This window comes from Nonomuraea longispora (genome assembly GCF_004348345.1).
In the GTDB taxonomy this organism is placed as follows: Bacteria; Actinomycetota; Actinomycetes; order Streptosporangiales; family Streptosporangiaceae; genus Nonomuraea; species Nonomuraea longispora.
Map to the genome: position 1 here is coordinate 33,474 of NZ_SMJZ01000043.1, position 14,494 is coordinate 47,967.

The 14,494-nt window shown below is 68.5% G+C and carries 17 protein-coding genes and 1 pseudogene; 8 read left to right on the forward strand and 10 right to left on the reverse strand.

Features of this window, described 5'->3' with window-relative positions; genetic code table 11:
* Positions 1 to 34 precede the first annotated feature (34 nt).
* The 7 genes and pseudogenes from E1267_RS47200 to E1267_RS14115 all read right to left on the reverse strand — a co-directional run.
* Positions 35 to 250: pseudogene (locus E1267_RS47200) on the reverse strand (sigma factor); the annotation flags it as partial.
* 32 nt (positions 251 to 282) lie between these two features.
* Complete coding sequence (locus E1267_RS14090; RefSeq protein ID WP_132332889.1) at positions 283 to 756, reverse strand: carboxymuconolactone decarboxylase family protein; 474 nt, start codon at positions 754 to 756, stop codon at positions 283 to 285.
* A 198-nt stretch (positions 757 to 954) separates the two neighbouring features.
* Positions 955 to 1,854, reverse strand: a complete 900-nt coding sequence (locus tag E1267_RS14095) for a DUF8094 domain-containing protein (protein WP_484213939.1) — start codon at positions 1,852 to 1,854, stop codon at positions 955 to 957.
* Between the two features lie 281 nt (positions 1,855 to 2,135).
* Positions 2,136 to 2,633, reverse strand: coding sequence for a hypothetical protein (locus E1267_RS14100; protein WP_165959605.1), 498 nt, complete (start codon positions 2,631 to 2,633; stop codon positions 2,136 to 2,138).
* Positions 2,634 to 2,775: 142 nt separating this feature from the next.
* Entirely contained in the window at positions 2,776 to 3,111 is a 336-nt protein-coding gene (locus E1267_RS14105; RefSeq protein WP_165959606.1) for a hypothetical protein, read from the reverse strand.
* Positions 3,112 to 3,274: 163 nt separating this feature from the next.
* On the reverse strand, positions 3,275 to 3,817 hold the full coding sequence (locus tag E1267_RS14110; protein WP_220449482.1) for a hypothetical protein: 543 nt from the start codon (positions 3,815 to 3,817) through the stop codon (positions 3,275 to 3,277).
* Complete coding sequence (locus tag E1267_RS14115) at positions 3,814 to 4,986, reverse strand: trans-sulfuration enzyme family protein (protein ID WP_132332893.1); 1,173 nt, start codon at positions 4,984 to 4,986, stop codon at positions 3,814 to 3,816. The genes E1267_RS14110 and E1267_RS14115 overlap by 4 nt, the downstream gene beginning before the upstream one ends.
* 59 nt (positions 4,987 to 5,045) lie before the next feature.
* Here E1267_RS14115 and E1267_RS14120 point away from each other — a divergent pair, with 59 nt between their 5' ends.
* On the forward strand, positions 5,046 to 5,573 hold the full coding sequence (locus tag E1267_RS14120) for an Lrp/AsnC family transcriptional regulator (protein WP_132332894.1): 528 nt from the start codon (positions 5,046 to 5,048) through the stop codon (positions 5,571 to 5,573).
* A 329-nt stretch (positions 5,574 to 5,902) separates the two neighbouring features.
* Here the strand turns inward: E1267_RS14120 and E1267_RS44315 are convergent, their stop codons facing one another.
* Both E1267_RS44315 and E1267_RS14125 read right to left on the reverse strand, forming a co-directional pair.
* Positions 5,903 to 6,040, reverse strand: a complete 138-nt coding sequence (locus E1267_RS44315) for a hypothetical protein (RefSeq protein WP_165959607.1) — start codon at positions 6,038 to 6,040, stop codon at positions 5,903 to 5,905.
* A 16-nt stretch (positions 6,041 to 6,056) separates the two neighbouring features.
* Complete coding sequence (locus tag E1267_RS14125) at positions 6,057 to 6,401, reverse strand: winged helix-turn-helix transcriptional regulator (protein ID WP_132332895.1); 345 nt, start codon at positions 6,399 to 6,401, stop codon at positions 6,057 to 6,059.
* A 143-nt stretch (positions 6,402 to 6,544) separates the two neighbouring features.
* On the opposite strand from E1267_RS14125, the gene E1267_RS14130 reads away from it, so the two are divergent.
* Both E1267_RS14130 and E1267_RS14135 read left to right on the forward strand, forming a co-directional pair.
* Positions 6,545 to 7,456 carry an NAD(P)-dependent oxidoreductase gene (locus E1267_RS14130; protein WP_132332896.1) on the forward strand — a complete coding sequence of 304 codons (912 nt, stop codon included), beginning with the start codon at positions 6,545 to 6,547 and terminating at the stop codon, positions 7,454 to 7,456.
* Positions 7,453 to 8,346, forward strand: a complete 894-nt coding sequence (locus E1267_RS14135) for an NAD(P)-dependent oxidoreductase (RefSeq protein ID WP_132332897.1) — start codon at positions 7,453 to 7,455, stop codon at positions 8,344 to 8,346. The genes E1267_RS14130 and E1267_RS14135 overlap by 4 nt, the downstream gene beginning before the upstream one ends.
* A 146-nt stretch (positions 8,347 to 8,492) precedes the next feature.
* Here the strand turns inward: E1267_RS14135 and E1267_RS14140 are convergent, their stop codons facing one another.
* Positions 8,493 to 9,701, reverse strand: coding sequence for a cytochrome P450 (locus tag E1267_RS14140; protein WP_132332898.1), 1,209 nt, complete (start codon positions 9,699 to 9,701; stop codon positions 8,493 to 8,495).
* 202 nt (positions 9,702 to 9,903) lie between these two features.
* Between E1267_RS14140 and E1267_RS14145 the strand changes: the two genes are divergently transcribed.
* The 5 genes from E1267_RS14145 (at position 9,904) to E1267_RS14165 (ending at position 14,319) form a co-directional block, all read left to right on the forward strand.
* On the forward strand, positions 9,904 to 10,560 hold the full coding sequence (locus tag E1267_RS14145) for a TetR/AcrR family transcriptional regulator (protein ID WP_165959608.1): 657 nt from the start codon (positions 9,904 to 9,906) through the stop codon (positions 10,558 to 10,560).
* Between the two features lie 408 nt (positions 10,561 to 10,968).
* Positions 10,969 to 11,931, forward strand: coding sequence for a VOC family protein (locus E1267_RS14150; protein ID WP_132332900.1), 963 nt, complete (start codon positions 10,969 to 10,971; stop codon positions 11,929 to 11,931).
* Positions 11,932 to 11,977: 46 nt separating this feature from the next.
* Positions 11,978 to 12,592 (forward strand): TetR/AcrR family transcriptional regulator, encoded by a 615-nt coding sequence (locus E1267_RS14155; protein WP_132332901.1) that lies wholly within the window; start codon positions 11,978 to 11,980, stop codon positions 12,590 to 12,592.
* A 69-nt stretch (positions 12,593 to 12,661) separates the two neighbouring features.
* Positions 12,662 to 13,114, forward strand: a complete 453-nt coding sequence (locus E1267_RS14160) for a GbsR/MarR family transcriptional regulator (RefSeq protein WP_132332902.1) — start codon at positions 12,662 to 12,664, stop codon at positions 13,112 to 13,114.
* Positions 13,111 to 14,319 (forward strand): glycosyltransferase, encoded by a 1,209-nt coding sequence (locus E1267_RS14165; protein ID WP_132332903.1) that lies wholly within the window; start codon positions 13,111 to 13,113, stop codon positions 14,317 to 14,319. The genes E1267_RS14160 and E1267_RS14165 overlap by 4 nt, the downstream gene beginning before the upstream one ends.
* The last annotated feature ends 175 nt before the right edge of the window (positions 14,320 to 14,494 follow it).

Here is a 14,494-nt window from a genome sequence, read left to right on the forward strand (position 1 = left end):
GTTCGGCCTGAGGCGCCCCGGATCTGCCGAGCAGGTCGAGACAGAGGCGGCTGGCGACCGTGGTGAGCCAGGCGCCAGGCGAGTCGATGGCCTCCCGCTGCTGCCGGGTCATGGCGTACCAGCGGGCGTAGGTCTCCTGGACGACATCCTCGGCATCGGCCAGAGAGCCGAGCATCCGGTAGGCCAGATTGATCAGCTGACGCCGCTCGCTCATGATCGTGCCCAGCGCTGGATCGGACGGGATGCTCATGGCGTCGCCGGGTGCCTTGGTCGCAACCGCCGCTATCCGTGCCGGCCGGGCCGGTAGGCGCCGGCCGGCTGCTGGGTGATGATGTTCAGCCGGTTGACGGTGTTCATGATGGCGATGAGGGACACCAGGGCGGCGAGCTGGTCCTCGCCGTAGTGCTTGGCGGCGTCCGCCCAGGCCTCGTCGGTAACGCCGCCGGCCGCGTCGGCGACGCGGGTGCCCTGCTCGGCGAGCTTCAGGGCGGCCCGTTCGGCGTCGGTGAAGACCGTCGCCTCCCGCCACGCCGCGACCAAGTTGAGGCGCACCGAGGTCTCCCCGCGGTGCGCGGCCTCCTTGGTGTGCATGTCGACGCACACGCTGCAGCCGTTGATCTGACTGACGCGCAGCGCCACCAGCTCCTGTGTCGCGGCGGGCAGGGCCGAATCGTTCACGACCTTGCCCGCGGACAGAATGTGCTTGAGGAGCTTCGCCGCGATCGGGCTGCCGAGGAAGTCGAGACGGGAGTCCATGCTGTTCTCCTTGCCGGGTTGGCTGTTACACCCCCACCGACGAAACAGCCCGGCGAGATGTCACAACCGGCCGCATGTGACCTGCGTCTCCCACCCATGCCACTACGGGCCCGGCCGCCGGCGCTGCTGCATGGTCCTGCTCACGTTCGGTCCTGATCAATCGGGGGTCCCGCCGCACCCGGCCGAGGTGGCCAACGGTCAGGAGAACCAGTTGGCGCCGAGTTCCCGGATCGTGTTGCTGTCCTTGGGCACCAGCAGCGCTTCGCTCAGCACGTTGTTGATGGCCTTCTTGTCGTCATTGAGCAGGGCGAACAGGAAGAACGAACCCCCATCGGCCGTACGGAAGCCGAAGATCGATCCGGTGCCGGCGAACCCGACATACGCCCCCTTGTTGACCGCGGGGAACGCCTTGCGGCTGTAGCTGTTCGCGGCCAGGCGGTAGCCGGAGTCGCCCTCCTTCTTTCTCTCACCGTTCCAGAAGTTCTCGTACTCCTCGGCCACGGCGCCCGCCATGGAGTCGTCCATGTCGGTGACGTAACCGTCGGCGTCGAGCAGTGGCTTGGGCATCCGCTCACCCCAGTGGATCGGAGTAGCGACGGCCAGCCTGAAAGGCTGCCCGGGAGAGCGGAAGAACGCGAGCACGTGCGGGCGGGCACGGCCCTTGGCGTCCTGGTAGGTCGCCTGCGCGATGAACCAGTCCCCGCTCGACGGCTGCCGCTCCGGCCTGGGCACGAAGACCGTCGGGGTGCCGACCGGGTTGATCGGCTTGTGCCTCGTCTTCCGCTCGGAGCCCCACTGGCTGCGTTCGAGCACGCCCTCGTGCAGCGCTCCCTCGATGAACAGCGCGTCGAGCCGGGCGTTCGACCGCCACCACTCGTGCTTCTTGAGTGTCGCGTTGTACCTGCCCACCCACTTCTGCATGGCCTGTCCGGCCTCAGGGATGGTCAACGCCGCCTTGGCCGGGGTGGGGGTGGCGCTCGTGGGAACCACGGTGCCCGACGAGGGAGCCGGGGACGTCGCCTGCGTGGACACATCGGAGGGCCTGGCGGCCACACCGCAGCCGGACAGGCTGACAACGAGAGCACCGCTCAGCAGCATTCTGCGCACCGGCATCACCCCCTGGACCGAGCGCAGACTTCCGACGAACGGAGCTCCGAACCGCGAACCAGCCCCCGGGCAACCGTCTGCGCGCCCAGTCGCTGCTGCGGCGGATGTCGGCAGGAGGTCCACACCATTCAGGTCGAACAGCGACAGCGGGCTGTCGGCGTGGGACTGGGTGAACGTCCGCGTCACCCGGCTGGACGGCGACTTATTTGCTCGCATAAGCAAACCGTAGCTTACTTAAGCAAATCAACGTCGGGGCTATCCTGCTTCGGGTCTCACAGGACGGTACGTGTCCCGCCGGAGCGTCGGTGGCCGCCGCTGCCCTGACCCATGTCCGTTGACGTATCAGGAAGCGCCGCGTCCTGAGGTCCAACGGTCGTGTGACGGCGCGGAGTCTTGCGGAAGTAGGCGTTGGCCTGCGGCAGGAACATCAGCGCCATCGCGGTGAGCACGGCGAGGACGTGCACCACCCGGCTGCCGGCGAACAGGAGATCCAAGCCGTCAAGCGGCCCCAGCGGTGTGCCTGCCAGCAGGTCCTTGATGGGCTCGATCACCATGGACAGCAGCCCGAACACGCCCAGCATGACAGCGATGGCCATCCGGGCCCAGTTCCGACCGGCACGTAACCGCAGCGTCAGGAAGATCGCGACAGCGAAGACCGCCAGTCTGAGTCCGACGCCGGAAATCAGCGCTCCCGCGGTCGCCGTACCGTCGGCCAGCATGCCGCCGACAGCCAGCACGGTCTCGAAGGCGCCCGCGGCGACGGCCGTCAACCAGGCGATTGCCGCGAAACGCACAACGGGCGGAGGTGAAGAGGTAAGCGTGGTCATAGGAACCAGTTTCCGGCACGCCGCACTCAAGATCATTCTTGTCCGCCCCCGAATCCGCGGTAGGGGCAGCACCACCAGGCCGCACTCACGAGCGGGCGTCGAAGCGCCGGCGAATCGGCGTGTCCTTCCCGAGGGACAGCGGGCGCGCGTGGGGTACGGAGATCGCGGCGACCGACCCCGTCCCGGCATGCGGCTCGTCGTCGATGGTGTAGAGATCGGCCGGTTGGGCGTACTCCTCGGGCGACAGCGTCCGGTCGTCGGGAAACCACCCGTTCACCGCCCATTCGGTGACGTTCTGGAGGCAGAGCTCGCCGCCACGCGTGCTGTCGGCGGTCAGCCGCCACACCACGTGCAACTGCTTGGACGTGAAGTACAGGCGGCGGAAGGCGTCGTCCAGGTGAAGGCCGGAGGTCTCGGCCAACCTTGATCTCCTTGCGGCAGCAACCGTATCCCGCGCCACGGTCACCTGTTCACCTTCCGCGAGAACGACCTCGACGACGAAGGCCGGGACTTCGACGACCATCCGTATCGAAGTCCCGGCCGGAAGGGCCTGGTGAGGCCGTCCGTCGCCTGAGGCGCGGTGATCAGCTCGGGCGGCGGGTGAGGATCATCTCTTCATCCAGGACCCAGGTCGCCCCCTTGTCGTGGGACGTCTCGCCGAGCCATCGGGCCGACGAGGGGGTGATCTCGGTGAAGCGCCAGCGCAGCCACGGCTCGTCCTCGTCGCTGAGCAGGACGATGTCTCCGTCGACCGGTCGCCCGATGAAGCGGCGAACGCGGGCGTTGATCGGCTCGATCCAGGTGGAGCGCCACGCGTCCAGATCCGGATCGTAGAAACGCACCGTAGTGCCCTGGAAGGCCCTGATGTTCGGTGCTGCCACCTCGTTGCGGCCAGGCATGATCCAGGTGTCCTGTACGGCCCGGCCGCCGAGGACCCAGCCGAAGTGGAGCTCGCCCTTGGCTTGGGCGGTGCCTCCGTCGAGCGCGGTGCCCGACCATTCGATGTCCCACGATCCCACAAACTGGCCGAAAAGCATGAGCTTGTCGGCATGAGCACCAGATGGTGCTGACACATGTAGAGCTTCGATGAGTCCCCGCTCGGCGGAGGGGTCCGCGTCGTATGTCATGGGTGTGCCTCCTCATAGGCTTGGGCAAGACTGCGGTCGAGATCGCGCCAGAGATCGTCCACGTCCTCCAGCCCGACCGACAAGCGCAGCAGTCGGTCGCTGATTCCGCTGCGCCGCCTGTCATCCTCGGCGACGATGCGGTGTGTGAGCGAATAGGGATGCTGGATGAGGGTGTCGACCCCGCCGAGGCTGACCGCAGGTGTGATCAGTTCGGCGCCACCGACGACGACATGCGGGTCCACGGCGGCTTCGAAAGACACGAGGCAACCACCGCTCTCCATCTGCCCGGAGGGGCGATCGGGGTCGAGGGAGGGGTAGAACACCTGCGTCACGGCCGGATGGGCCGCGAGCCGCTGTGCCAGGTCCGCGGCGGTCGCCGCGGCCCTGCGCACTCTCACGGGCAGCGTCGCCAGCCCGCGTAGGAGCATGTATCCGGCGAAAGGATGCAGGATCGCGCCGGTGACGATCCGGATCTGCCGGATCGCCCGGGCGAGTTCTTCACCGCAGGTGACGACCCCGCCCATCACGTCGCCGTGACCGCCGAGGAACTTCGTGGCGCTGTGGAGGACGACGGCGGCGCCGTGCTCGACCGGGCGCTGGAGGACGGGAGTGGCGAACGTGTTGTCCACCAGCAGCGGCACGCCCGCAGCGGCTTCGGCGAGCCGGGCGATGTCGTGTTCGGCCAGTGTGGGATTGGCCGGGGTCTCGGCGATCACCAGTCCGGTGTCGGGCCGGATGGCGTTCGGCAAGTCCTCGGCGGTGGTCCAGGTAACGGTCGTCCCCAGCAGTCCGGAGCTGAGCAGGTGATCGCTCGTGCCGTAGAGGGGCCGGATCGCCACGATGTGCCGGCGCCCCTGAGCCACGCTCGCGAGCAGGCACGCCGTCAGGGCGGCCATTCCGCTGCCGAAGGCCACCGCGGCGGCGCATGCTTCCAGATCGGCGACAGCGCGCTCGAAGCGAGCCACTGTCGTGTTGCCGACCCGGCCGTAGATAGGACGCCCCTCTGGTAGCTCACCGGCGGCGAAAGCGTCCAACCGCGCCGCCTCCGAGCCGGTGTCGTACGCGGGATAGGCAGTCGAGAAGTCCAGCGGCGCCGCATGCAGGCCGAGGGCTGCGAGATCTTCTCTCCCGCTGTGCACCGCGCGGGTGTCGAGGGTCTGGCGAGTCATGTGTGCATGATTGAACCTTCGTCGGTCATCGGCAACAGAGCCTGAACTATATTTTCCATATGGGCCAGAACACTATTTTGGATTCGATTGATCTTGAGATTCTGCGAATCCTGCAGAACGACGCACGGATCACGAACAGGCAACTGGCGCAAGCGGTCGGCATCGCCGCATCCACGTGTCTCGGCCGCGTCAGCCGGTTACGCTCCGCCGGAGTGATCGAGCGTTACACCTTGCGCGTGAACTCAGCGGCTCTCGGCAGGCCTCTGGAAGCGTTGCTGGCGGTGCGGCTGCAGCCGCACCGCCAGCCGCACGTGGACGCCTTCGTCGAACACGTGCTCGCCCAGCCGGAGACCCGCACGCTCTACCACCTCACGGGACCCGACGACTACATCATCCACGTGGCCGCTGTCGACGCTGCCGACCTGCAGCGTTTCGTCCTCAACGAGCTGACGTCACGGCTCGAGGTGGCGTTGGTGCACACCCATCTGATCTTCCGCCAGTGGCATGGCAAGCCCGCGCTGCCGCCTGGTGCCGAGACCGGCACATCCGGGGCCGGCCAGAGCGCGATACGCGGAACGCGTCGATGACGCATGCATGAGGGGGACCCCGGCCGGTCAGTGGCAGGCGCCGAGGCCCTCCTGGGAACGCGCTCTTGTGCGGAGGACCCGGAAGAGGAGGGCCAGGCTGGCCAGGTGGAGGAGGAGAATGGTGAGGCCGGTGATCGATACCGCGGGCACGTGCCACCAGGGTGTGCTGATCTTTGCGGGGATGGCCTCCATGCGATCTCCGAGGCATCGGAACTCCGCGACGTTCCCATGATGCCCTGCTTCGGCCGCATGGTCTCTTGCGGGCGATCATTCGGGCCAGGTGGTTGTCCTTGCCTGGACTGCGTGCCGTCAGCCGAGAGAGTTCCGGCTCACCGCCCGGGAGGGTTCCGGTGCACGGCGGTCTTGTGATCGGCGAAGCGGCTGACGAGCTCGTGCCGCTCCCGGAGGGCACGGACCTCGTCGGACTCGGTGACGTCCACGTAGTCCAGCGCATCGCCTCGCCTCAACCGGCTCCCGGTTCGGTCAGGGAAGCTGTTCCCACGGAATGTCCTCGATGCGTTCGAGGTGTTCCTCGCCCCATTCGCCGAGCGGCCCGAGCGCGGTGTTCAGCGACCGGCCGAACTCGGTGAGGGAGTACTCCACCTTCGGCGGCACCTGGCGGTAGACCTCGCGGTGCAAAAGCCCGGTGGCCTCCATCTCGCGTAGTTGCTGGATGAGCACCCGCTCGCTGATGCCCGGCACGGCCCGCCTCAGCTCTCCGAACCGCAGCGCCTCGGTCTGCAACTCGAACAGGATCAGCCCTTTCCACTTGCCACCCATGACGGCGATGGCCGCGTCGAGCCCGCAGGTGAAGGTCCGCTTCTTCATCGACCACGCTCCCTCATACTTACAGAAAGGTCAGTATGTGTGAAAATTGTTAGTACTTGAAAAAATAGCAGTAAAGGCTCCAGCATGGAACGGCCGCCCGCTTGGGCGGCGTTTCCCCTTTCACCCCCTGACTGGAGTTCAACATGACCGGAAACGACCCCAGGATGCCGGTGAGCGTCCTTGGGCTCGGCTCGATGGGTGCGGCGCTGGCCGGCGCGTTCCTCGCTGCAGGGCACCCGACGACCGTGTGGAACAGAACCGCCACGAGGGCCGTGCCTTTGGTGGAGAAGGGCGCGATCGGCGCGGAGACGATCGAAGGTGCCGTGGCGGCGAGTCCGCTGGTCGTCACATGCCTGACCTCCTTCGACGACACGCGCGAGGCACTACGGCCGGCCATTCCCGCGCTGGCCGGCCGCGCCCTGGTCACGCTGAACAGCGGTTCCCCGGCCGACGCCCGCACGACGGCCGCCTGGGCGATCCGCCAGGGCGCCCGTTTCCTCGGCGGGGCGGTCAAAAACGTCCCCTCGGCCGTGGGCGCACCCGACACCCTGCTGTACTACAGCGGCGACAGGACCGTCTTCGACGACCACCGGCCGGTGCTGGCGGCATTGGGCGGTGACACCGTCTATCTCGGAGAGGAAGCGGATCTCGCCGCCTTCTACGAGATGGCAGTCGGCGGCACGCTGCTACCGGCGCTCGTCGGCTTCTTCCAGGGTGCGGCCGCCGTCCAGGGGCGGGGGCTGGAGGCGGGCACGCTGGTGCGCTTCAGCGTCAAGTGGCTGGAGATGATCGCCTCCCTCCTGCCGATGTACGCCCGGGAGATCGACTCCCGCGACTACAGCCGGCCGATGTCCTCGGTCAACCTCTTCCTCGCCGGCGCCGAGTGGGACGCGGATTTCGCCAAAGAGGCGAACGTCGACATGTCCTGGATGAATCCCCTGCAGGATCTCGTACGCCGTGCCGCCGAGGCGGGCCACGGTGACCACAGCATCTCGTCCCTGGTCGAAATGCTCAGGCGACCGGTCGTCCAGAGCGCGGGAGGCTCACATCCATGACCGACACATCCATGACCGTGACCGTGATCGGCCTCGGTCCCATGGGGCGGGCGATGGCCGGCGCCTACCTGGACCGCGGGTACGAGGTGACCGTGTGGAACCGTACGCCGGCCAGGGCTGACAGCCTGATCGCCCGTGGCGCTCACCGCGCGACCTCAGTGGCTGAGGCCCTGACGGCCAACACCCTGGTGGTGGTCAGCCTGACGGGCTACGACGCCGTGCACGCCGTCCTGGGGCAGGCGCCATCGGCTGCCCTGACCGGCCGTACGGTGGTCAACCTCACGTCCGATACCCAGGACCAGGTCCGACGGGCGGCGACCTGGCTGGCCGAACTCGGCGCCGTACAGGTGACCGGCGGCGTGCTGACGCCGCCGCCCGGCATCGGGACGCCGGGGGCCATGAGTTACTACAGCGGTCCGCTGGAGGCGATCGAGACTCATCGTCGCGCCCTGGAGGTGCTGACCGGGATCGACTATCTGGGCGAGGACCCGGGCCTGGCCGCCCTGTTCTACCAGATAGGCATCGACATGTTCTGGACCGGCCTGCTGGCCTACCTGCACGGCCAGGCGCTCGCCGAGGCCAACGGCATCTCGGCGCAAGAGTTCCTCCCCCGCGCCCTGAACGCCATGGATCTGCGGTACTTCTTGGAGTTCTACGCCCCGCGCATCGACGCCGGCAACCATGCGGGCGATGTGGACACGCTCACCATGGGCGCGGCGAGCCTGGAACACGTCGTTCGCACCGCGCAGGCGTCAGGGGTGGACGTCTCGCTGCCGACCGCTGCCCTGGATCTCTTCCGCCGCGGCATCGCCGCCGGCCACGGCGGAAACAGCCTCACCAGCCTGCTCGGCATCCTGCGGAAGGGAGTCGGCCAGGGCGTCGACAAGTGAGTAGCCGCCGCGAGTAGCCGGGAAATCCGCCACGCGGTTGCGTTGGGACACCGGCCCTGCGTCGCTCATGTTGAACGACGCAGGGAGCAGGACTCTGCTCGAGTTGCGAGGCACCGCCGTGCGACGCCTGTGTAACGTTCGCCGCGTCACGTATCAGCGGAGTGCCAGGTGACCGGCAGCTCGTACAGTCCGAAAGCGCCGTCGTTCTTGAGCGGTAGGTCCTCGACCGGGACGGCCAGGCGCAGGGTGGGGATGCGTTCGAAAAGCGTGCTGAACACCACCTCCAGCTCCATGCGAGCCAGGTTCTGACCGAGGCACTGGTGCACGCCGTGGCCGAAGGCGATGTGGTGGCGTCCGTCGCGCCGGGGGTCGAGCACGTCCGGGTCAGAGAACGCCACCGGGTCGGCGTTGGCTGCGGCCAGCAGGGGCATGACGCCGTCGCCCGCGTGGATGAGGGTACCGCCGATCTCGATGTCCCTGGTTGCGACCCGGGCCGGCCCGAGGTCAGCGATGCTGAACACCCGCAGCATCTCCTCGATCGTCGGCGGCAGCATCTCCGGATCGGCCTGGACGGCGGTGAGGAGCGCGCGGTCCTGCAGCAGGGCCAAGGTGCCCAGCGCGATCATGTTGGCGGTGGTCTCGTGCCCGGCTTGGAGGAGCAGGGTGCACATCTTGAGCACGGTCTGCCGGCTCAGTTGCCCGGCTGGTTCCATGTGGGTGCTGATCAGTCGGCCCATGAGGTCGTCGGTGGGCTCGCGCTGCTTTGTACCGATCAGTTCGTTCATGTAGCTGAACAGCTCCCGCGTCGCGGTGCTGAACTGCTCGGGAGTGGTCGAACGGCCCAGCATGGTACGGGTGCGCGATTCGAAGAAGGCGTGGTCGGCGTACGGGACGCCGAGGAGGCGGGAGATCACCAGCGACGGCACAGGCAGCGCGAAGGCCTCGACCAGATCGACCGGCGGCGTCGCGCGCAACAGGCCGTCGATGAGGTCGTTGACGGTGGCCTGAACGCCGGGGCGTAGGGCCTTCATCCTCTTGACGGTGAATTCCTGGATCAGGGTGCGCCGCTCGAGGGTGTGCTGGGGCGGGTCCTTGCGGACGAATGGCGGGTCGTCGAAAAGTTGCCGCAGCTCGGGCTGCATTGCGGGGAAGCCCGGACGGCGGGCGTCGGAGCTGAAGTCGGTGTCTGACAAGATCGCGCGCACGTCGTCGTAGCGGGTGACCAGCCAGGCCGTGCCGCCGCCCGGGGTGACGACGGTGGAAACGGGCTCCTCGGCGCGCAAGCGGGCGTACTCGTCCGGCGGGCCGAACGGGCAGCGGCGAGCGAACGGAAAGGAGGGCTGAGCGTCGTTCATGGAGTGCTCCCCTTCGTGTGAAATAAGTGAAGGCGACTCCTCCACTTAGCACACGGCCAAGGTAACACATTCGGAGGGAAGTCCTCCAGTTTCGAGGTGGGAGTGAGGACGGCGGGAGACGGTGAGCTCTTCGGAGTTCACCGTGAGACTAGGCTGGGCGCATATGGAGGCATCCCCTCCGTGTCGTAGGGAGGATGAGCCCATGAGCGACAGCGCTCCTCGGCTGCGCGCCGACGCCCGTCGCAATCGCGAACAGGTCATCACCGCTGCTCGCCAGGTCTTCGTCGAACAAGGTGCGGACGCATCGCTGGAGGAAGTGGCGCGGCGCGCCGGTGTCGGCATTGCGACCCTGTACCGGCGCTTTCCTGACCGCGGCGCCCTGATCCGCGCCGTCGTGCTGGACAACATGGAGCTCGTCACCGAGGAGTTCGAGCGCGCCAATGCGCTCGAACCGGACGCATGGAGCGCGATCGTCCGGCTCCTGCGCTTCATCGTGCGTCACCACATCGGCGCCCTGGTCCTGCTCCTGCTCCCGGGGGTGCACGCGGATCAGGCCACGAGACAGCAGGTGGCGGCAGCGAGGCAGCGGATACTCGGGCGGCTTCGCCCACTGGTACGCGCCGCCCAGCGCGAGGGCGGGCTCCGCACCGACATCACCGTCACCGACCTGGCCCTCGGACTGGTCAAGCTGGCTCGCCCGGTGCCCATGCTTTCCGCCGAGCGCAACAGCTCGGCGACCGAACGCCAGCTTGAGCTGTTCATCGACGCCCTACGGGCTTCGTCCGTCGAAGGCAGCGGCCTGCCCGGGCGACCGCCGGCCCGGGCCGAACTCGACGGCGGCCTCGGACTGCCGCTGTGACGCCGCTCGTCGACCTGGCCATCCGACGCTGAGGGAACTGTCCCCGAGTACCGCATCTGCCTGCTCGTGCCGGGCCGTGATCAGCTGCGGCCCGCCGCGGGGCATGGGGCAACGGGTGCGAATTCTCCTTCCGCCTCGGGCTCGCTCATGAAGTTCGCCGTCGCTCGGACGGACACCGTACCGTTGCAGCGTATGATAGTGTACTATCAAAAGATAGTACACTATCAGCATCTACCTCGTGGGACGTCGGTGGTGGGCGTTGACCGCCTGCGTCACGAGGCCTGGGCGATCTGCGGTGGACCGTCCAGGCGGCGCGGTGCTGGGAACGGCCTGCTCCGCCTCGCAGGGCGTACGGAAGAGCTTCTCAGTCGAGCAGCACGTCACTACACACAACGGAGGTAGTCCGCCATGGGCGATGACATCAACGGCCTGCACCACGTCGGCCACCTCGTTCACGACATGGGCCTGGCGATGGAGCGGTATCGGCAGCTCGGCTTCACCGTGCCCGCGCCTGCCTATCCCGTCCTTCCGTCCGTCGCGGGAGGCCCGGCCGAACCGTTCGGAGTGGCCAACACCCACGTGTACTTCCCCGGCAATTTCGTCGAACTGGTGGCAGTCATGGACGACCCCGGCCGCATGCCGGCAGAGGCCCGGCCGATCCCGCTACAGGTACCCGACGACAAACTGCCGGGGTTGCGGGCTGCCATCCGTGCGACCGCTGCCAACATCACGTCCTTCCTTCAGCGCTTCCAAGGCGTGCACATCATGATCGCCGACACCCCCGACATCGATGGCGTTGCCGCGCGACTGAAGGCCGACGGCGTCGGTCACGGTGGCGTGCATGACATCCAACGACCTGTCGAGACCAGCGCGGGTGTCAGGATGGAGCCCGCCCGCTATCTGGAGATCTCGGATCCCGATCTTTCATCGGGACGCGTCCCGGAAGGCAGGATCGGGTTCGCCGAGAACGCACCGATCGCGGCGTCCCAGGACGAGCGACACCCGGATCACCCCAACGGAGCGACCGGGCTGGTCGAATGTGTGCTGTGCGTCGACGACGCGGCGTTGCCCGAGTGGGAGCGCCGCTACGACACCTACTTCGGCCCGGCGCAGGGCGGCGACCTGACGCGTTTCGACCGGGCGAACGTCAGCGTGGTGGCCGCGTCGGCGCTCGACGACCTGCTGCCCGGCGAGCGGCCGGCCGCCCTTCCGGCGTTCGTCGCCTACGCGGTGTCGGTGCGCGACCTCGCCGCCGCCGAAAGGCTCCTGCTCGACAACGACGTTCCGATCACCCGCACCGGTCCTCAGGAGATGTTCGTGCCTGGTGACGCCGCACTGGGCGTCGCGATCATTTTCCGCCAGGACGGCTGAGGGCCTCTGGCGCGGCAGGCCCGCCGATGACGGCTATGGTGCACAGGTGGAGCGACGTCGTTACGACTCGGTACGCCGTACGGCACAAGCGCTGGAGACGAGGGCCGAAATCGCCGAGGCCGCGCGCCGGCTCTTCGTCAGCCGCGGCTGGGCCGCCACCACCGTGCGCGATGTGGCGCGGGAGGCCGGAGTCTCCGCGCCGACGGTCTATGCCGTGTACGGCAACAAGGCCGGGCTGGCCCGGGCACTCGCCGATGCCGCTGACCTGTCGGCCGACCCGTCCCAGCAAGCGGCGGAGCTTGAGGCCGCCGGGGCGGATCCCCCACGGCAGCTCGCAGCGATGGCCGGTTTCGACCGGCGCCTGTACGAGCGCGCCGGAGACATCATCATGCTGCTGCGCGAGGCCGGACGGGCCGACCCCGAGCTGGCCACGGTCTACCGCGACGGCCGCGGCAGGGCCGACCAGACCCGCCTCGCCGTGTTCTCCTCATGGCCCGCCGGCACCTTGCGCGAAGGACTGGACGTGCCGACGGCCGTCGACACCTATGCCGCGCTGTGCAGCGTCGACGTCTACCGCACCCTCACCGACGAACGGGGCTGGTCGCCCGATCAGGTCGAACGGTGGTGGGCCGGCACTCTGGCCCGGCAACTGCTTGCTTGACCTCGGGTACCGACGGCGTTGAACTCAATTTGTTCGCATCAATCCGAACTATCCGATAAGCTTGTTCGCATGAGTGTGGATCAGTTCGTGGAGAACGCCGGGCTCTTCTACGCGCGGTTGGGACTGAGCCGGACGTCCGGGCGGGTGATGGGCTGGCTCCTGACGGCGGAGTCGGGCAGTGCGGACGCGCCCGAGCTGGCCGAGGGGCTGGCCGTGGCCAAGAGCAGCATGAGCATCGCGCTGCGCCAACTGGAGCAGGCGGGGCTGGTCGAGCGGTTTCGGGTGCGGGGCGCGCGGCGTGACCGCTACCGGCTGGCCGAGGACGTCTTCGCCCGCGCCTTCCGCGCCAAGATGGCCGAGTTCGAGGGCTTCCGGGCGCTGGCCGAGCAGGGGCTGAAGGCGGTGGGCGACGATCCCGCACGCCGGCGGCGGCTGGAGCTGATGCGGGACATGTACGCGTTCCTGATGGAGCGTTTCCCCGCGCTGCTGGACGAGTGGGACGAACGACGGGACGCGCGATGAGACCATTACTGATCACCGTGGGGAGTCGCGGGGACGTCCAGCAGTTCCTGGCGCTGGCACGCGGACTGCTGGCCGCCGGGCACCGGCCGGTCCTGGCCGCGCCCCGCCGGTTCGAGCCGCTCGCCACCAGACACGGCGTGGAGTTCGTACCGCTGTACGACGAGATGCTGGAGCTGCAGAACACCGTCAAGGGACAGGGCGTACGCGCGGCCATCACCGCCGCGCGGTCGGTCAGGCCGATGGTGCGCCGCCTCCTGGACGACCAGGCGGCGCTCACGGCGCGACCGGCCGACGTCGTCGTCTACCATCCCAAGTCTCTCGGCGGGCCCTACGTCGCGGAGAAGCTCGGCGTTCCGGCGTTCGCCGGTCTGCTGATCCCTCTGTACGTGCCGACGTCCGCCTTTCCTTCTCCCATCGTCCCGGTGCGGCCACCGGGCCCGCTCAACCGGGCGAGCTGGCGGATCGCCGCCGCGATCGAGGCCCCGTACCGGAGCGTGATCCGCACCTGGCGGGCGGAGGCGCTCGGCCTGCGGGACGGCTTCGTGCCGATGGCCGAGCTGGTCAGGACGGGCAACGTGCTGCACGCCTGGAGCCCGCACCTGCTGCCCGCCCCCGCCGACTGGCCCGACTCCGCACGCCCCATCGGGTTCTGGACGATGCCGGCGGACGACACCTGGGCCCCGCCCGAGCGGCTGGCCCGTTTCCTCGACGAGGGCGAGCCGCCCGTCTACGTGGGTTTCGGCAGCTCGACCACCGGTGATCCCGATGTGCTGACCGCCACCGTGCTGGAAGGGGTCCGGCTGGCCGGTCGCCGGGCCGTGCTGGCCACCGGTTGGGGAGCGCTGCGGCCAGGCGCGGACGCGGACGACGTTCTGGTGATGGAGGAGGCCCCGCACGACTGGCTGCTGCCACGGGTCGCCGTCGCCGTGCACCACGGCGGCGTCGGCACGGCCGCGGCGGCCCTGCGCGCGGGGGTGCCTCAGGTGGTACGCCCGTTCGTCGGCGATCAGCCGTTCTGGGCCTCCCGCCTGCACCGCCTCGGCGTCGCTCCGGAGCCGTTGCGGGGCCGTCTCACCGCCGCCCGGCTGGCCGCCGCCATCGAGAAGGCGGCGGAGCTGGCGCCGGCCGCCCGTGTGTCGGCCGGACACCTCGGCGCAGAGGACGGCGTCGCCACCGCCGTGGCCCGGATCGCGGCTGCGTCATGAACCCGCCGGTGCGGAGGAGAACGGCCGTACGCGCCACGCTCGCCGGGCGCCGGCGTCAGGTCAGGTAGCGGAACCACAGGTACGGCGCGGTCAAAGTGATGGTCACCACGGTGACGACCAGGCCGTACTTGGTGAACTGCCAGAAACTGATCGGGGTGCCGTTGCGGGCGGCGAT